Raw genomic sequence first — 16,835 nt, forward strand, 5'->3', positions numbered from 1 at the left:
ACGATGCCCGAACATACCCTGAAGCGCTTCGACGAGGAGCTGGAACGGCTGAGCGCCACGATCAGCGAAATGGGCGGACTGACCGAAAGCCAGCTCGCCCAGTCGCTGCGCGCCCTGCGCGACCGCGACACGGAGATTGCCGAGAAGGTGATCGTCGACGATCCCCGCGTCGACGCGCTCGACGAGGCGGTGCAGGAACAGACCGTGCGTCTGCTCGCCCTGCGCCAGCCGATGGCGGTCGACCTGCGCGTCATCCTGTCGTCGATCAAGATCGCCGCGGCGCTCGAGCGCATCGCCGACTATGCCAAGAACACCGCCAAGCGCAGCATCGTGCTGAGCCAGACCGCGGCGCCTAGTTCGGCCATCGCCGGGATCGACCGGCTGGGCCGGCTGGTGCGCACGGCGCTGAAGGATGTGCTCGACGCATTCGCCCAGGGCGACGTCGCCAAGGCCCGCGACGTGTGGGAACGCGACGAGGAGATCGACCAGGTCTACACCGGCCTGTTCCGCGAGCTGCTCACCTACATGATGGAGGATCCGCGCACGATCACCGGGTGCACGCATCTCATGTTCATGGCCAAGAACATCGAACGCGCTGGCGACCATGTCACCAACATCGCCGAGCTGGTGAGTTTCCGGGCGACCGGCCACGGCTTCGAGGAGGACCGGCCGAAGGGCAGCGCGGCGATGTATGCCACGTCCGGCAGCGCGGCGGGTCCGACGCCGTGACGATGGTCGCCACCAGCCCTGCGCGGCGTGACGCGCACACCTCGACGATGAAGCCGCACGTGCTGGTCGTCGAGGACGAGACGGCGCTGGTCGAGCTGCTGCGCTACAACCTCGAACAGTCCGGCTTCAAGGTTGCGGTCGCCTATGACGGCGAGGAGGCGCTGCGCTCCGTGCAGGAGGACGTGCCCGACCTCATCCTGCTCGACTGGATGCTGCCCCTGATGTCCGGCATCGAGGTCTGCCGCCAGCTGCGCCGCCAGACCGCGACCGCCAACGTGCCGATCATCATGCTGACGGCGCGCGGTGAGGAAGGCGATCGCGTACGTGGCCTCGACGCCGGCGCCGACGACTATGTCCCGAAGCCCTTCTCGCCCACCGAGCTGATTGCTCGCATCCGGGCCGTGCTGCGGCGCATCCGGCCGGCGCTGGCCGACGAGGCGCTGTCCTATGCCGACATCGTCATGGACCTGGTGGCGCATCGCGTGACGCGCGCGGGCAGGCCGCTCCATCTCGGTCCCACCGAGTTCCGCCTGCTGCGGCACTTCATGGAGCATCCCGGCCGCGTCTTCTCGCGCGAACAGCTGCTCGATTCGGTGTGGGGCAAGGATGTCTATGTCGAGGCCCGCACCGTCGACGTTCACATTCGTCGCCTGCGCATCGCGCTCAACGGCGACAGCCATGCCGATGTGATCCGCACGGTTCGCGCCGCCGGCTACGCCCTCGATTCGACGCCGGGTTGATGCGGCACGGCCGGGAGCAGGGTTGTGCCCCGGGTTTTCCACACGCCCAGTAACGGTTTTGTAGCGTCGGGCGCCTAGACAGAGCTCGCTCGTTCCTTGCAGGCACCCCACGCCCCGCTCCCTGGAACGGGCCGGTTCCCCGGCTCGGAACACGACACCGCAGCCGAGCCACTGACCCCTCCTTCCGTCAGGAAGGAGGGGTTTCTTTTTCGAAGTGACGGCGCACGATCGCCGCGAGGACCAGCGCGGGCAGGCCGAGCAGCGCGGTGTAGACGAAGAAGATCGCGTAGCCGCCGAACTTGTGGGTGGCGGTGAAGTCTTCCTGCAGCCTGTCCACGACCCACCCGGAGGATCCGCCGAGCAGCTTGCCGGGCAGGGTCATGATCGAGGTGAAGAGCGCGTACTGCGTCGCCGTGTAGGCCGTGTTGGTCAGGCCCGACAGGAAGGCGATGAAGATCGACCCGGACATGCCGCCCACCAGATTGTCGACGCTGATGGCGATGGTGAGGATCGTCAGGTCGGGCTGTCCCACCCAGGCGAGCCACGAGAAGGTGAGATTGCTCGCCGCGATCAGGAACACTGCCGGCGTCAGAAGCCGCGCCGCGCCGAGGCGGAACACCAGCGCCCCGCCCAGCAGCGCGCCCAGGATCGTCATGACGAACCCATAGATCTTGGAGACGTCGGCGATCTGGTCCTTGCTGAAGCCCATGTCGATGTAGAACGGGTTGGCCATTACGCCCATGGCGATGTCCGACAGCCTGAACAGGCCGATGAACAGCAGCAGCAGGACGGCCATCCAGCGGAAGCGCGCGAAGAAATCGACGAACGGGCAGACGATGGCGCCGTAGACGAAGATCAGCGCCTTGCGGACCCAATCGGGCATGGTCCCGAGGCCCGCGGCGAAGGCGGCGACCTTGCCTTCGAGCTCGCTGGTTCCCGCCGTGGCGCGCCGCTCCGGCTCCGAGATCAGAAGGGTCGTCAGGATGCCGACGAGGCCGAGCGCCGCCATGGTCTGGTAGGCGGCCGTCCAGGAAACGTATTGCGCCACGTAGAGGGCGCCCGCGCCGGCGGCGAGGACGGCGATGCGGTAGCCGAGCTGGTAGGTCGCCGCCGTCGCGCCCTGCAGGCTCGCATCCGTCGCCTCGATGCGGCAGGCGTCGAGGGCGATGTCCTGGGTGGCCGAGGAGAAGGCGACGACCAGCGCGAACACGACCATCCACCACAGGTCGGTGCGCGGGTCGCAGAACGCCATGGCGAGCAGGCCGCCCGCGATCCCGCTCTGGGCCAGCAGCATCCAGGAGCGGCGTCGCCCCAGCCAGCGGGTCAGCAGCGGCAGCGGCACGCGATCGACGACCGGCGACCAGACGAACTTGAACGAGTAGGTGATGCCGATCCAGCTGATGAAGCCGATGGCGGTACGGCTGATGCCATACTCGCGTAGCCACGCCGAGAGCGTCGAGAAGACCAGCAGGAACGGCAGCCCGGCCGAGAAGCCGAGAAACAGGAACTGGACGACGCGCGGATGGCGGTAGGTCGCGAGCGACTCCCGCCATCCCTTCGCCGGTGCGTCAGCGCTCAAATCAGGCCCTTCAGCGCCTGCTCCGGCCGGGCGCCGACATGGGAGATCACTTCGGCGGCGGCGATGCCGCCCAGGCGCGCGCATTCGGCCAGCGGCTTGCCGTGGGTGAAGCCGAACAGGAAGCCCGCGGCGTAGAGATCGCCGGCGCCGGTCGTGTCGACGACCTTGGCGACGGGGGCCGCCGGGACTTCGTAGGTCTCGTCGCCCTTGATCACGACCGAGCCCTTCTCGCTACGCGTGAGGGCAGCGATCTTGGCCTCCTTGCGCACTTCCGCGAGCGCCTGCTCGAAGGTTTCGACCTCGTAGAGCGCTTTGATCTCGGCCTCGTTGCCGAACAGGATGTCGACCTTGTTGCGGATCAGGTCGCGGAACTCGTCGCGGTAGCGATGGACGCAGAAGGAATCCGACAGCGTGATCGAGACCTTGCGGCCCGCGGCGCGGGCGGCGTCGAAAGCCTTGAGCACCGCCTGCTTGGCGGCCGGCGCGTCCCACAGGTAGCCCTCGACATAGGTGACCTGGGCCGAGGCGACGAGTTTGGCGTCGATGTCTGCCGGGCCGAGGCCGGTGCAGGCACCGAGATAGGTGTTCATCGTCCGCTGGGCGTCGGGCGTCACCAGGATGAGGCAGCGTGCCGTGGCCGGACCGTCTGTCGCGGCCGGCGTCTCGAACGAGACACCCGTCGCCTTGAGGTCGTGGCCGAACACCTTGCCGAGCTGGTCGTCGCGCACCTTGCCGATATAGGCGCCCTTGCCGCCGAACGAGGCGATGCCGGCCATCGTGTTGCCGCACGAGCCGCCGGACACTTCCACGCCGGGACCCATGCCGGCGTAGAGCTGCTCGGCGCGCTCCTCGTCGATCAGCATCATGCTGCCCTTCACCAGACCGTGCTTGCCGAGGAAGGCCTCATCGGACCGCGAGATGACGTCGACGATGGCGTTGCCGATTCCCAGCACGTCGAAGGTAGCGGATGTCATGAAGTCTCCCACAGAATCACAGTGAAACCAGGTGCATGCCCGGCTTGGTCTCTTCCAGCAAGGTGACGATGCCGGCGACCGTGAAGGGCACGTCGGCGCGCAGGCTCGCACGATCGATGTCGAGCGACCGCAGGCCCATTTCGCATACGATCAGCCGCGCGCCAAGCTCGACTGAGGCCTGCAGCAGCGTCTCGAAGTCGCCGACGCCGCGCGCGCGGTTGCCCGCGTCACGATCCCAGTCCCGGAGCGGCGGGGGCGAGCCCTGCAGGGCGCGGATGCCGCCCATGGTGAAGAACAGGACGGCCGGCTTGTTGACGGCCACCGCCGCTGCGGCCAGCGCCAGGCCGTAGTGAACGCTCTCGTAATCGTCGGAACGCAGGATGACGGAGACGCCGCCCGCGCTCATGCGCTCGCCCCGGAGCCATCGCCGCAGGTTGGGCAGCCAGGCCGCTTGGCCACCGACAGCGTCTCGAAGGAGGCATTGAGCGCGTCGTAGAGCAGGAGCGAGCCCGAGAGCGAGCGGCCGGCGCCCAGGATCTCCTTCACCACTTCGGTGGCCTGCAGGGTGCCCAGGGTGCCGGCCAGCGCGCCCAGCACGCCTGCCTGCGCGCAGCTCGGCACGGCGTCTTCCGACGGAGCCTCGGGAAAGAGGCAGCGCAGGCAGGGATGTCCGGCGCCCTGCCAGGCCTTGTAGGTCGAGATCTGGCCGTCGAAGCGCAGGATGGCCGCCGAGACCAGCGTCTTGCGCAGCCCGTAGCAGGCGTCGTTGAGCAGATAGCGGGTGGCGAAGTTGTCGCTGCCATCGGCGACGATGTCGTAGCCCTCGATGATGCGCTCGGCATTCGCCGAGGTGAGGCGCTCATCGTGCGTCTGTACGCGCACTTCCGGGTTGATCTCTGCCAGCGCACGGCGTGCGCTTTCGACCTTGGAGATACCTATGTCGGACGTGCGGTGAATCACCTGCCGTTGCAGGTTCGACAGATCGACCGTGTCATGGTCGATCACACCCAGCGTGCCGATTCCGGCGGCAGCCAGATACTGCAGGAGGGGTGCGCCGAGGCCGCCCGCGCCAATGACCAGAACCTTCGCGGCGATCAGCTTCGACTGGCCGATGCCGCCGATCTCCGCCAGCACAATATGTCGCGCGTAACGGCGGATCTGCGTTTCTGACAGGTCAGGCAGCGATGTCATGGTCCGCTTATAGCATGGCGGGATGCCATGGATGCCTGTAGAGCCACCGCGCAATGAACACCACGACTCGTCCGACCCTGTCGCCGCTCCTCCTGGCGGTGCTGGCGCTGTTGTCGGCCTTCACCCCGCTTTCGATCGACATGTACCTGCCGGCCCTGCCGGTGATCGCGGTCGACCTCCAATCCTCGGCGGGCGACATCCAGCTCACCCTGTCGGCCTTCATGATCGCCTTCGGCGTGGGGCAGGTCTTCTATGGTCCCGCGGGCGACCGGTTCGGCCGCCGCCCGGTCATCCTGATCGGCCTCGTTGTCTATGTGCTGACGAGCATCGGTTGTGCGTTTGCGGCGGCGGCAGGCCATCTCATCACGCTGCGTTTCCTGCAGGGCCTCGCCGCCTGCGGCGGCGTCGTGCTGGCACGCACGATGGTACGCGACCTGGCTGAAAAGGATCACGCCGCGCGCGCCATGTCGCTGATGATGGCCTGCACCTCCATCGCGCCGATGCTGGCGCCGGTGATCGGTGGCCAGGTGATGTGGTTTGCCGGTTGGCGTGCCATCTTCTGGGTGCTCGCGTCCGCCGGTGTGATTGCCTTCGTCGTCGCATGGTTCCAACTGCCCGAGACGCTGAAGCCGGAGTATCGCCAGCCGCTGGTCTTCACCCAGATCCTGAAGCGGTTCGGGGAGTTGCTTGGCACGCGCACCTTCATGGGCTACGCGCTGACCTCGTCTTTCATGTTCGCCGCCCTGTTCTCGTACATCTCGGGATCGCCGTTCGTCTTCATCGAGCGCTACGGGATTTCACCCCGCTTCTACGGCGTGGTGTTCGGCGGCATGGTGGTCTTCATGACCATCGGCAGCCTGTTCAATGCGCGGTTCGTGCGCCTCCTGGGGGCAGGGCGAATCCTGCGCTTTGCGGTGATCGTTCCGGCCGTGTCCGGCGCGGCGGCGATGGTCATGGGCTGGATCGAGGCACGGTACGGCACGATCGGCCTGTGGCCCTTTCTGGTCTGCTTCGTCTTCCAGATCGCGACACTGAGCCTGATTGCGCCCAATTCGACGGCCATGGCGATGCAGCACTACCCGCACATGGCCGGCACGGCGTCGTCGCTGATGGGCGTCATGACGTTCGGGGCCGGCGCGATCTTCGGCGCCATCGTCGGGCAGACCTTCGATGGCACGATCGCACCGATGACGACCGCGATGGGCATCGCGGGCATCCTCTGCCTGATCTCCCATCGCGCGCTGGTGCGGCGCGGATAGGCTAGGGACCGACCTCGATCACCTGCGCCGGCGAAGACCTGCGCAGGTTGGCCGAAACTCTTCGGCGACGCCTTCGCGAGACGCAAGACATGGATCCGGTCGCAACGCCGGCATCCCCGCACTAGCTCGCAAGAATTTCCTGGAATGTGGGAAACGCCACATCGCCAGAGGCCGCATGGCTGGAGACTTCCCCCGCTCGCACGCGCATCGCGAGCGCGACAGAGGGGAGGGGTCCCATGCCCAACATCGAACCAGGTACTCATGGCCACCAGCCGCGCCACGATGTGGTTCCGCCGCTCGGTACGTCGTTCCGAGCTGGCCGCTTCGGCCGCATGGTGCCGGAACTCGCGACGCCGTTCGCCGCGCCCGACGAGGCGCTGATCGATCTCGGTCTCGCCATGGTCGACACGAGGATGGCCGATGCGGCGGGAGACAACCGCAACATACCGGCCGGCTTCACCTATCTCGGCCAGTTCATCGATCATGACATCACGCTCGACACGACGACCCTGACAGAGGTGTCTCAGGATCCGACGACCATCACGAACTTTCGGACGCCGCGCCTCGATCTCGACAGTGTCTACGGCCTGGGGCCGCTGGTGCAGCCGTCGCTGTATGACCGCCACAGCCGAGGCCGCGCCAAGCTTTTGCTTGGCAAGACCACCATTGGAGGCAAGGAGAAGATCAAAGCGGAGCTGCCGCACGATCTGCCGCGAGACCAGCAGGGCATGGCGATCATCGGCGACGAGCGAAACGACGAGAACCTGCTCGTCGCGCAGACACATGTCGCGTTCCTGCGTTTCCACAACGCGATCGTCGACCGGCTTGCGGGAACCGTCGCTGACGACGATCTCTTCGACGCGGCTCGCCGGGCTGTGGTCGATCTCTACCAGGCCATGGTGATTCGTGATTTTCTGACGAAGATCTGCGACGTCAACGACGTCGAGGCCGTGCTGCGCGATGGCCGGCGGTTCTTCCGGTTCGAGACCTTCGGAAACTACGGACAGCCCTATATGCCGGTCGAATTCTCCGTCGCCGCCTATCGGCTCGGTCATTCGATGGTGCGGGAAAAATACAGCCACAACCGGATATTCAATCCCGCGACTTTCAGGCAGCTCTTCGACTTCACGGGGAAGTCCGGCAATCTCGGCACGATTGGCCCCCTGCCATCCAACAAGCCAACTTTGCCGTCGGACTGGATCATCGACTGGCGCCGCTTCGTCGATTTCGGTGTGGCCGGCGTGCCGCTCAATTTCAGCCGCAATATCGATCCCTACCTCGCGCCGGCGCTGCACGAAATCGGCCGGCCGCCGCCGGTGCCGCCCGCGACGCCGCAGGAGAAGGCGCTGCGCAGTCTCGCGGTCATGAACCTGCGGCGCGGCGTGAAGATGAGGCTGCCGTCAGCCCAGGACCTCGCGAATTTCATGGGCATCCCGCCGCTCACGCCTGAGCAGATCGGTGATCCGACGAGCGAAGATGGCAGAGCCGCGAGGAGGCACGGCCTGCATGAGAGCACACCGCTCTGGTACTATATCCTGAAGGAAGCGCATGTGCTCCATGGCGGCGCGCATCTCGGTCCGCTCGGCAGTCGGATCGTCGCCGAGACGTTCATCGGCCTGCTCCAGGGCGATCCCGAAAGCATCCTGTCGCGCAACCGGCAGTGGCGTCTCGGGCAGCCCCTCAACGGCCTCATCCTCCCCGGCGCTGCCGACAGTTTCAGCTTCAAAGACCTGATCGCGATCAGCGCCGGAGGCGCTGCTCCCGGGCAGCTCAGCCCGGTCGACGATCCCGCCAACGGGCCCTGATGCCCCCGATGTCCGGCTGAAAAGCGGATGCACCTGAGCCCTGGAACCCGACAACGACTCTACTTTGGAGAGCGAAATGCCCTGGCAAGAGCCTCAAAACTACCAACCCCGCGCGGATCTGAAGCACCACCTCGAAGGGATCGCGCCGAAGATGAACACGCCGGAGATGGACATGCTCATCTACTGGCAATGGGTTCACCGCAGCCTGCCGGTCTTCCGGAAGACTCCAGGCGATGCGTGGGCCGATCTCGACATGACCTCCGAACATGCACGGCAGGCGATCGACCTGAAGATTGTTCCGCTCGAGATCTATCCGGAAGCCCTCGCGCGGGCCCGACAACCGTAACGCGTCGCCCGTGGCGGAGGGACAAGCAGGAGAAGCGGGTCTATCTGCGCAAATCGATCGTCAGCAGGTCGCCGCGGTCGTTGCCGACGGCCAGCTTGAAACCGTCGGGCGACCAGGCGAGGCAGGTGATGGCCGATCCGTCGGCCATCTTGAGCACGACCGAGCGCCTGGTCCGGATGTCGCCGAGCTGCAGCTCACCGGAATCGTAGCCGCCGGCCACGAACTCGGCCGCCGGATGCGCCGCGACCACGGTCATGAGGCCGGCGCCCTCGTCGCCGAACTGCAGCGGCGGCTTGCCTTCGGGACCCTTGCCGGCGAACGGCCAGGCCGTGAAGACCGGCTGCGAGGAGGTGTAGAGGAAACGCGAGTCGGCGGTCCACGACAGCGACTTCACCTTCGCCGGATAGCCCTGCATGCGCATGTCGGTGGCCTGGGCCACGCGCCAGACGTGAATGTCGTTTTCCTGCGTGCCGGTGGCGATGAACTTGCCGTCGGTGCTCCAGCGCAACGCCACATGACTGCCCTGCCAGGCGAAGCGCCGCGGCGGCAGGGTGACGTCCTTGCTCAGACTCCAAACCGTGATGCCACCGTAGTGCGCGCAGGCGACCCGGCTGCCGTCCTTGCTGAAATCGAGAGCGGCCACCGTGCTGGGATGCGGACCGAACTCACGGACCTCGCCGTCGCGGAACAGGAACATGCTCTTGCCCGCCGACCCGGCGACCGCCCCCGTCTTGTGGGCAACGAGATGCTCGAACCACTTGCCCTTCTGCGCCAGCAGTTCGGTCGATGTGCCGTCCGCTGCGATGCGTAGCACGCGGCCATCGTCGCCGCCGCTCACGAAGCCGTCGCCGGCCGGATCGCCGACCAGCGCCAGCACCACGCCCTTGTGCAGCGGCGCCGCCGCGTCGGGCGCGGCAGCCTTGACGTCGGCGGGCAGGACGCGGACGACGCCATCGCCCAGCGCGAAGGCGACGGTCGTGCCGTCGCGGTTGAAGGCGCAGGCGGCGACCGGAGCGTCGGTGGCGACGGAGCGGGCCGGCGGCAGCGTCTGCTGCCAGGCCGGGTTGGCGAGATCGATCTTCACGGTCCTACTTCAGGCAGTCTTCGAAGGCGCGCTGCAGGTTGTCGCCGTCGAGGTTGCGGCCGATGAAGACCAGCTTGCTCGACCGCTTCTCGCCGTCCTTCCATTGCGTGCCCCAGGCGCTGTCCATCATCATGTGGACGCCTTGGTAGACGTAGCGGCGCGGCGCGCCGTCGATCGCGAGGATGCCCTTGCTGCGGAAGATGTCGGCGCCCTTGATCTGCAGCAGCGCACCCATCCACTTCTGGAACTTGTCGGGATCGACCGGCCGGTCGGCGGTGATCGACAGGCTGCGGACCTCGTCCTCGTGATGATGGTCGTGGCCGCTGTGCAGGAAGTCGGGCTCGAACTCGAGGATGCGGGCGAGGTCGAACGCGCCCTTGTCGAGGATGGCGTCGAGGCCGATCTGGCTGTTTTGCGTGTGGAAGATGCGGGCGTAGCGGTTGATGCCGCGAATCCTGTCCTCGACCTTTGCGAGCTCGTCGGCGCTCACCAGGTCGGTCTTGTTGAGTAGGATCACGTCGGCGAAAGCCACCTGCTGTTCGGCCTCGCTGCCCTGTTCGAGCTGGCCGAAGAAGTGCTTGGCGTCGATCACGGTGACGATGGCATCGAGCCGCGTCCTGGCCTTCACGTCTTCGTCGGTGAAGAAGGTCTGCGCGACAGGACCCGGATCGGCGAGGCCGGTCGTCTCGACCAGGATGCCGTCGAACTTGTCCTTGCGCTTCATCAGCCCTTCGATGATGCGGATCAGGTCGCCGCGCACGGTGCAGCAAATGCAGCCGTTGTTCATCTCGAAGACTTCCTCGTCGGCATTCACCACGAGGTCGTTGTCGACGCCCAGCTCGCCGAACTCGTTCACGATGACGGCGTATTTCTTGCCGTGCTGCTCGCTCAGGATGCGGTTCAGCAGGGTGGTCTTGCCAGCCCCGAGATAGCCGGTGAGCACGGTGACGGGCACTTGCGCCGAGGTCTGTACGGTGGCCATGGAAATGTCCTTGAGATTGGCCCCTGAGATAGGGCTCGTATCGGGGCGAGTCTAGGGCCGCTCGCCCCGGATCAGCTTGGGCAGGTCGCCGACCAGGCCCATCGCGTGGCGGACGAAGAATTTCCGCAGCGCCGGGACGCGGTTCACGGCGGCGAGACCGGCATCGCGCACCAGGCGGAGCGGCGCGATGTCGTTGGAGAACAGGCGATTGAGCAGGTCGGTGGCGGCGACCATGGTGAGGTTGTCGGACCGGCGCCATTGCGCGTAGCGCTCCAGCGTATCGGCCGCGCCGACGTCGAGGCCGAGGCGCTTGGCGTCGATCATCACCTCGACCAGCGCCGCGATGTCCCGTACGCCGAGATTGTAGCCCTGGCCCGCGATGGGATGAATGCCGTGCGCGGCGTCGCCCACCAGTACCAGGCGGGTGTCGATGTAGCGCTCGGCATGGACGAGCCGCAGCGGATAGGACCAGCGCGGTCCCGCGGCCACGACCGGCCCGAGATGGTCGCCGAACCGACGCGCGAACTCCGCCTGGAAGCGCGGTTCGTCGAGTTCGAGCAGGCGGCGCGCGAGATCGGACCGTTCGGTCCACACGATCGACGAGCGATGCTCGCCCGCCGGGCCGTCCGTCATCGGCAGGATGGCGAAGGGACCGCCGGGCAGGAACTTTTCCTGGGCGACGCCGCGATGGGGCTCGTCATGGTGCGCCACGAGGACGATGGCGATCTGCTCGTACGACCAGCTGCGGGCGCCGATGCCGGCCTCTTCGCGCATCGACCCGAGGCGCCCCTCGGCCGAGGCTATCAGTCGGGTGGAGAGTCGCCGGCCGCTCTTCAGCGTAAGGCCGGCGCGCGCCGGCCCGCGCTCGGTTTCGACCACCTCGTCGGGCGACACGAGTTCCACCTTGGTGCAGGTGGCGAGCCGGCGCAGCAGGGCCGCGCGCAGGAACCGATTCTCCACGATCCAACCCATCGGCGCCGCCGTCTCGGGATCCTCGGCAGCCTCGCGATGATCGAAATGGAGAAAGAACGGGCTCGCGCGGCCATCATGCCCCGCATCCGAAATCCGGATGTCGCGGATCGGCTCGGCGTGGGGCGCCACATCGTCCCAGAGGCCGAGCGCTGCGAACAGGCGCTGGCTCGTGTAGGCGAGGGCGGTGGTACGGCCGTCGTAGGCGGCTTCGGCCAGTGCGGCGAGTGGGACTCGGTCGATCAGGGCCGTCGACAGGCCCGACTCGCCGGCGGCCAGCGCCAGAAGACTGCCGTTGAGGCCCGCGCCCACGACGGCGAGGTCGAACGGCGCGGAGTGCGCGGGGACAGGATCGGAGGGGCGGCTATCCATGAACCATAGATGGCAGCCGCCCCGCAGGGCGGCAACCCTCTATGGCTGCATGGATCGGATGATCGAGGTCGATGACCTGACGATCAGAACGTCTTCGAGATACCGACGATGACGCGGCTGGCGCAGTTCTGGGTGCCGAGGCAGTCCTGAACGCTCAGGTTCGTGCCGGTGTAGGCGGCGGAGAGGTCGAAGCCGTAGACCGAGACGACGAGGCCGAGCTGCCAGTCCCAGTAATTGTTGCTGGGGATGCCGTAGTTCGTGAAGCGCTCGACATACTGGTTGCCGATCGTGCCGAAGGCCTTGAAGGCCACGTTCTCATTGACGTGGAGGAACGGCATGGGAACGGTGAGCGAGGCCCACTTGTACCAGGCGTTGCCGGAGTTGGCGAAGAAGTTGGGGCTGTAGCGGACGGCGGCGCTGAGCTGGGCGACGCCGAAATCGTATCCGGCGACGAGGCCGAATTCGTTGAAGTCGTAGAACAGGTTCGAGGGCGCGCCGAGATAGTTGTAGCGGATGTAGCCGAGGTCGAAGGTGAGCTTGTCGTCGAGGAGCTTGAGCTTGAGGCCGGTGACGAGGTCGACTTCTGCCCAGGTGCCGGTGTTGGGGAAGTCGACGTTCGAGCCCCAGGCGCCGACATAGGCGCTCAGCGGAATCTTCTCGCTGACAGTGGGGGTCTCATAGCCGAGCGAAGCCTGGACGGCGACCTGGCGCTGGGTCTGCGAGATACCGCGGTAGGAGTACTCGTTCAGAACAGCCAGGCCGGCAGTGAAGCTGCCGCCAAACGGAGCCTTCCAGGTCTCCTTCTCCGGTGTCGCCGGCGTGGTCGCGGCATCGGGCGTACCCTGAGCCGTCTGCTGATCCTGCGTGACCGTGACGGTCTGCGGATCTGGCGTGCCCTGTGCATGAGCAGCGCTGGTTGCATAGATTGTGATCAGCGAAGTAGCCAGAACAGCGGATTTTTTAAGCAACACGACCACCCCCAAAGACTTATGACTTGTTTCCGCCCCATTCCCAGCAAGCAGCGTGCCAAAAACGAACGTGCAATTTGTTGTGTTTGTTTTGGCACGACCCTTGCTCACGTCGAATTGAACTTTGGGGGCGGGCGTGCCGCCCGTTGGAGGATAGGCGCAAATGAAAATGATCGTGGCAATCTTCAAACCCTTCAAGCTGGACGAGGTCAGGGATGCCCTGACGGCGCTCGGTATCCAGGGCTTGACCGTAAGCGAAGTGAAGGGGTTCGGCCGCCAGAAGGGCCAGACCGAAATCTATCGCGGCGCGGAGTACGCCGTGAGCTTCCTGCCAAAGGTGAAGATCGAGGTCGTGATCGACGACATTCTGGTCGAGCGCGCCGTCGAGACAATCCGCAAGGCGGCGGGCACCGGCAAGATCGGCGACGGCAAGGTCTTCGTCCTGCCGGTCGAGCAGGCGATCCGGATCCGCACCGGTGAGTCCGGTATCGAAGCTCTGTGATCCGACACCAGAATCAACTCGAGAATCAGGGGACAACGATGAAGTTCAAGACCAATTCGGTGCTGGCGGGCGCGGGGGCGGCCGCGGTGCTGCTTCTGCCCGCGCTTGCGCTGGCCCAGGCCGCCGCGACGCCTGCTCCGGCAGCGGCGCCCAAGCTCGATACCGGCGACACGGCGTGGATGCTGACCTCGACGGCGCTCGTTCTGATGATGACCATTCCGGGTCTCGCGCTGTTCTACGGCGGCATGGTCCGCAAGAAGAACGTCCTGTCGACGGTGATGCAGAGCTTCGCCATCACCTGCATGATCTCCGTCCTGTGGCTGATCGTCGGCTACAGCCTGGCCTTCACGCCCGGCAGCTCGCTCGTCGGCGGCCTCAGCCGCATCTTCATGTCGGGCCTCACCCTCGATGGCGTGCATGACCTCGCCAAGACGATCCCCGAGACCGTCTTCATGACCTTCCAGCTCACCTTCGCCATCATCACGCCGGCCCTGATCGCCGGCGCCTTCGCCGAGCGCATGAAATTCTCGGCCATGATGTGGTTCATGGCCCTGTGGTCGCTGATCGTCTACGCGCCGATCGCTCACTGGGTGTGGGGCGGCGGATTCCTCGGCGACTGGGGCGTCCTCGACTATGCCGGCGGCACGGTCGTGCACATCAACGCCGGTGTCGCGGGCCTCGTCTGCGCGCTCGTCATCGGCAAGCGCAAGGGCTTCGGCACCGAGAACATGGCGCCGTTCAACCTGGTCTACTCGGTGATCGGCGCCGCCCTCCTGTGGGTGGGCTGGTTCGGCTTCAACGCCGGCTCGGCCGTCGGCGCCAGCCCCAATGCCGGCATGGCGATGGCGGTCACTCAGTTCGCCGCGGCTGCGGCGGCCATGGCGTGGATGTTCGCGGAGTGGGTGACGCGCGGCAAGCCGTCGGTCCTCGGCATCATCTCGGGTGCGGTCGCCGGCCTCGTTGCGATCACACCGGCTTCGGGCTTCGTGACGCCGATGGGTGCGCTGGCCATCGGCATCGTCGCCGGCCTGGTCTGCTTCTGGGGTGCCACCGGCCTCAAGAAGGCGATGGGCTACGACGACTCGCTCGACGCGTTCGGCGTGCACGGCATCGGCGGCTTCGTTGGCGCCATCCTGACCGGCGTGTTCGCCGTGGAAGTGATCGGCGGCGAGGGCAAGAAGGGACTGATCGACGGCAACGCCGGCCAGGTCCTGACGCAGCTCTGGGGCTCGCTGGTCTGCATCGCCTGGTGCGCCGTCGCTACCTTCATCATCCTCAAGGTCGTCGATGCCCTGATCGGGCTGCGTGTGACGAACGAGGAAGAGATCGAGGGCCTCGACATCAACCTGCACGGCGAGACGATCCACTAGGACCGTCTCCTCCTCGAGATCGGGAACCCCTCTCTCCTCCTGGTTCCCTCTCATCCGCCGCACCGTGTCGCGGCGGACCCTCGGGCCCGGCGAGCCTCTCGCCGGGCCCGCTTTCTGTCCGGCGTTTGACGCCGCGAACGCGGCGGGCCAGTCTGGGAGCCAATGCCGGAAGGCCGGAGGGGAAATCAGATGAAGCTCGTGTCCGCCATCATCAAACCGTTCAAGCTCGACGAGGTGCGCGACGCGCTGACCGGCGTCGGCGTGTCGGGTCTGACGGTGAGCGAGGTCAAGGGCTTCGGCCGCCAGAAGGGCCAGACCGAGATCTATCGCGGTGCCGAATATCTCGTGAGCTTCCTGCCCAAGGTGAAGATCGAGATCGTGGTCGACGACGGCCAGGTCGAGCGGGCGGTGGAAGCCATCCAGAAGGCGGCCCATACCGGCAAGATCGGCGACGGCAAGATCTTCGTCACGCCAGTCGAGCAGGCGGTGCGCATCCGCACCGGCGAGTCGGGTTCCAACGCCCTCTAACCGCGACATAGTTGACTAGAGAATAGGCAATTCCATCGGCCGTGCGGCGTCATGGCCGACTACCGCTTGTGGTCGCACGGGGAAGGGACGCAAACCCTTCCTTTGTCTCAAGAAACAAGCCTATTCCATTGTTGTGATTGGCAAATTTGTTCCATAGAATGTGGCAATAGGCTGGCCGTTCGGTTGGCACCTTTATTTTGTTCGGCCGGTTCGGCCACTGGATACGAGATGTTCAATCCGCGCCTGACCGAGACGCTGACAGACTTTCCCTTTGCGCGATTGAACGCCCTGATCGCTCCAATCACGCCGCCGGCACACCTGTCGATGATCAACATGTCGGTCGGCGAGCCGCAGGGCGCGATGCCCGCTTTCGCGCGGCAGATCGTGATCGACGAAGTCGATGGCTGGAACCGCTATCCGCCGAACCAGGGGTTGCCCGACCTCAACCTTGCGATCTGCGAGTGGCTGACCCGCCGTTACAAGCTGCCGCAGGGGCTGCTCGATCCCAATCTGCATGTCCATCCGACGGCCGGCAGCAAGGAAGGGGTCTACATCATCTCCACGGTGGCGACGCCGCAGGAGAAGGGCGGGGGCAAGCCGATCGTCGCGCTGCCCAATCCCTTCTACCAGGCCTATCTGGGCGGAGCGGTCCTGTCGGGGGGTGAGCCGCTGCTGGTCAACGCCGAAGCCTCGAACGGCTTCCTGCCGGACTATGAGAGCCTCGATGAAGCGACCTGGCGGCGGATGTCGGTCGTCTATCTCTGTTCGCCGGCCAATCCGCAGGGGGCGATCGCCAGCAAGGACTATCTGCAGAAGCTCCTGAAGCTCTGCCGCAAGTACGATACGGTGCTGGCCGTCGACGAGTGCTACGCCGAAATCTACACCGGGGCGCCGCCGCCGGGTGCGCTCGAAGCGGCCCTGGAGATCGACGAGACCGGCGGCAAGGATCCGTTCCGCAATCTCGCGGTCTTCCATTCGCTCTCGAAGAGGTCGAACGCGGCCGGCCTGCGCTCGGGCTTCATGGCCGGCGATCCGAAGCTGGTCGCGATGGTGCTGCGCTGGCGCAGCTATGGCGGCCCGCAAATTCCGTTCGCCGTCCAGAAGGCGTCGGCCGCGCTGTGGCGCGAGGAGACGCATCCGGTCCAGACGCGCGAATGGTACGTGAAGAATTTCCGGATCGCCGAACAGATCCTGCATAACCGCTTCTCCTACTACACGCCGGGCGGCGGCTTCTTCCTGTGGCTCGACGTCGGCGACGGCGAGGAAGCCACGCGCAAACTGTGGGGCGAGGCGCACGTCAAGGTGCTGCCGGGCGCCTATGCCTGCCGCGAGACCAACGGGATCAACATTTCGCAGCGCTACATCCGCGTGGCGCTGGTGCATGACGAGAAGACCACCCGCGAGGGGCTTCAGCGCCTCGCGTCCGTTCTCTAGGGA

At 66.0% G+C, this 16,835-nt stretch carries 17 protein-coding genes; 9 read left to right on the forward strand and 8 right to left on the reverse strand.

The features are described 5' to 3' along the window. Positions 1-3 precede the first annotated feature (3 nt). Both phoU and phoB read left to right on the forward strand, forming a co-directional pair. Complete coding sequence (phoU, locus tag ACO07I_RS17665; protein WP_422009692.1) at positions 4-729, forward strand: phosphate signaling complex protein PhoU; 726 nt, start codon at positions 4-6, stop codon at positions 727-729. 47 nt (positions 730-776) lie between these two features. After that, a complete protein-coding gene (gene phoB, locus ACO07I_RS17670; protein WP_422018311.1) occupies positions 777-1,469 on the forward strand; it encodes a phosphate regulon transcriptional regulator PhoB in 693 nt (230 codons plus the stop codon). A gap of 187 nt (positions 1,470-1,656) precedes the next feature. Here the strand turns inward: phoB and ACO07I_RS17675 are convergent, their stop codons facing one another. The 4 genes from ACO07I_RS17675 to ACO07I_RS17690 are packed head-to-tail and all read right to left on the reverse strand — an operon-like array spanning position 1,657 to position 5,213. Next, entirely contained in the window at positions 1,657-3,048 is a 1,392-nt protein-coding gene (locus tag ACO07I_RS17675) for an AmpG family muropeptide MFS transporter (protein ID WP_422009693.1), read from the reverse strand. Then, a complete protein-coding gene (locus ACO07I_RS17680; protein WP_422009694.1) occupies positions 3,045-4,022 on the reverse strand; it encodes an adenosine kinase in 978 nt (325 codons plus the stop codon). The genes ACO07I_RS17675 and ACO07I_RS17680 overlap by 4 nt, the downstream gene beginning before the upstream one ends. 16 nt (positions 4,023-4,038) lie before the next feature. Beyond that, positions 4,039-4,428 carry a hypothetical protein gene (locus ACO07I_RS17685; RefSeq protein ID WP_422009695.1) on the reverse strand — a complete coding sequence of 130 codons (390 nt, stop codon included), beginning with the start codon at positions 4,426-4,428 and terminating at the stop codon, positions 4,039-4,041. Next, positions 4,425-5,213 (reverse strand): HesA/MoeB/ThiF family protein, encoded by a 789-nt coding sequence (locus ACO07I_RS17690; protein WP_422009696.1) that lies wholly within the window; start codon positions 5,211-5,213, stop codon positions 4,425-4,427. Before ACO07I_RS17690 ends, ACO07I_RS17685 begins: the two co-directional genes overlap by 4 nt. Positions 5,214-5,266: 53 nt before the next feature. On the opposite strand from ACO07I_RS17690, the gene ACO07I_RS17695 reads away from it, so the two are divergent. From ACO07I_RS17695 to ACO07I_RS17705, 3 genes are all read left to right on the forward strand, one after another. Then, a complete protein-coding gene (locus ACO07I_RS17695) occupies positions 5,267-6,472 on the forward strand; it encodes a Bcr/CflA family multidrug efflux MFS transporter (protein ID WP_422009697.1) in 1,206 nt (401 codons plus the stop codon). 236 nt (positions 6,473-6,708) lie between these two features. Then, on the forward strand, positions 6,709-8,277 hold the full coding sequence (locus ACO07I_RS17700; RefSeq protein WP_422009698.1) for a peroxidase family protein: 1,569 nt from the start codon (positions 6,709-6,711) through the stop codon (positions 8,275-8,277). Positions 8,278-8,353: 76 nt separating this feature from the next. Beyond that, positions 8,354-8,623 (forward strand): hypothetical protein, encoded by a 270-nt coding sequence (locus ACO07I_RS17705; RefSeq protein WP_422009699.1) that lies wholly within the window; start codon positions 8,354-8,356, stop codon positions 8,621-8,623. Between the two features lie 40 nt (positions 8,624-8,663). Here the strand turns inward: ACO07I_RS17705 and ACO07I_RS17710 are convergent, their stop codons facing one another. The 4 genes from ACO07I_RS17710 to ACO07I_RS17725 form a co-directional block, all read right to left on the reverse strand. Further along, on the reverse strand, positions 8,664-9,707 hold the full coding sequence (locus tag ACO07I_RS17710) for a WD40 repeat domain-containing protein (RefSeq protein ID WP_422009700.1): 1,044 nt from the start codon (positions 9,705-9,707) through the stop codon (positions 8,664-8,666). Between the two features lie 4 nt (positions 9,708-9,711). Further along, positions 9,712-10,689 (reverse strand): CobW family GTP-binding protein, encoded by a 978-nt coding sequence (locus tag ACO07I_RS17715; protein WP_422009701.1) that lies wholly within the window; start codon positions 10,687-10,689, stop codon positions 9,712-9,714. Positions 10,690-10,740: 51 nt separating this feature from the next. Next, positions 10,741-12,030, reverse strand: a complete 1,290-nt coding sequence (locus ACO07I_RS17720) for a UbiH/UbiF/VisC/COQ6 family ubiquinone biosynthesis hydroxylase (RefSeq protein ID WP_422009702.1) — start codon at positions 12,028-12,030, stop codon at positions 10,741-10,743. An 83-nt stretch (positions 12,031-12,113) separates the two neighbouring features. Further along, positions 12,114-13,001, reverse strand: a complete 888-nt coding sequence (locus ACO07I_RS17725) for a TorF family putative porin (protein WP_422009703.1) — start codon at positions 12,999-13,001, stop codon at positions 12,114-12,116. A 160-nt stretch (positions 13,002-13,161) separates the two neighbouring features. Between ACO07I_RS17725 and ACO07I_RS17730 the strand changes: the two genes are divergently transcribed. The 4 genes from ACO07I_RS17730 (at position 13,162) to ACO07I_RS17745 (ending at position 16,832) form a co-directional block, all read left to right on the forward strand. After that, complete coding sequence (locus ACO07I_RS17730) at positions 13,162-13,500, forward strand: P-II family nitrogen regulator (protein WP_298312750.1); 339 nt, start codon at positions 13,162-13,164, stop codon at positions 13,498-13,500. Positions 13,501-13,538: 38 nt separating this feature from the next. Continuing rightward, positions 13,539-14,870, forward strand: a complete 1,332-nt coding sequence (locus ACO07I_RS17735) for an ammonium transporter (RefSeq protein WP_422009704.1) — start codon at positions 13,539-13,541, stop codon at positions 14,868-14,870. Between the two features lie 189 nt (positions 14,871-15,059). After that, complete coding sequence (locus ACO07I_RS17740; RefSeq protein ID WP_295133713.1) at positions 15,060-15,398, forward strand: P-II family nitrogen regulator; 339 nt, start codon at positions 15,060-15,062, stop codon at positions 15,396-15,398. A 228-nt stretch (positions 15,399-15,626) separates the two neighbouring features. After that, positions 15,627-16,832 carry an aminotransferase class I/II-fold pyridoxal phosphate-dependent enzyme gene (locus ACO07I_RS17745; protein ID WP_422009705.1) on the forward strand — a complete coding sequence of 402 codons (1,206 nt, stop codon included), beginning with the start codon at positions 15,627-15,629 and terminating at the stop codon, positions 16,830-16,832. Positions 16,833-16,835: the final 3 nt, after the last annotated feature.

It is taken from the genome of Reyranella sp. (genome assembly GCF_965227665.1).
Taxonomy (GTDB): Bacteria; Pseudomonadota; Alphaproteobacteria; order Reyranellales; family Reyranellaceae; genus Reyranella.

Bases quoted from the DNA above. Each gene is read 5' to 3' on its own strand.
- phoU (WP_422009692.1), top strand. From the start codon at position 4: ATGCCCGAACATACCCTGAAGCGCTTCGACGAGGAGCTGGAACGGCTG.
- phoB (WP_422018311.1), top strand. From the start codon at position 777: ATGAAGCCGCACGTGCTGGTCGTCGAGGACGAGACGGCGCTGGTCGAG.
- ACO07I_RS17680 (WP_422009694.1), bottom strand. From the start codon at position 4,022: ATGACATCCGCTACCTTCGACGTGCTGGGAATCGGCAACGCCATCGTC.
- ACO07I_RS17685 (WP_422009695.1), bottom strand. From the start codon at position 4,428: ATGAGCGCGGGCGGCGTCTCCGTCATCCTGCGTTCCGACGATTACGAG.
- ACO07I_RS17690 (WP_422009696.1), bottom strand. From the start codon at position 5,213: ATGACATCGCTGCCTGACCTGTCAGAAACGCAGATCCGCCGTTACGCG.
- ACO07I_RS17695 (WP_422009697.1), top strand. From the start codon at position 5,267: ATGAACACCACGACTCGTCCGACCCTGTCGCCGCTCCTCCTGGCGGTG.
- ACO07I_RS17700 (WP_422009698.1), top strand. From the start codon at position 6,709: ATGCCCAACATCGAACCAGGTACTCATGGCCACCAGCCGCGCCACGAT.
- ACO07I_RS17705 (WP_422009699.1), top strand. From the start codon at position 8,354: ATGCCCTGGCAAGAGCCTCAAAACTACCAACCCCGCGCGGATCTGAAG.
- ACO07I_RS17715 (WP_422009701.1), bottom strand. From the start codon at position 10,689: ATGGCCACCGTACAGACCTCGGCGCAAGTGCCCGTCACCGTGCTCACC.
- ACO07I_RS17720 (WP_422009702.1), bottom strand. From the start codon at position 12,030: ATGGATAGCCGCCCCTCCGATCCTGTCCCCGCGCACTCCGCGCCGTTC.
- ACO07I_RS17730 (WP_298312750.1), top strand. From the start codon at position 13,162: ATGAAAATGATCGTGGCAATCTTCAAACCCTTCAAGCTGGACGAGGTC.
- ACO07I_RS17735 (WP_422009704.1), top strand. From the start codon at position 13,539: ATGAAGTTCAAGACCAATTCGGTGCTGGCGGGCGCGGGGGCGGCCGCG.
- ACO07I_RS17740 (WP_295133713.1), top strand. From the start codon at position 15,060: ATGAAGCTCGTGTCCGCCATCATCAAACCGTTCAAGCTCGACGAGGTG.
- ACO07I_RS17745 (WP_422009705.1), top strand. From the start codon at position 15,627: ATGTTCAATCCGCGCCTGACCGAGACGCTGACAGACTTTCCCTTTGCG.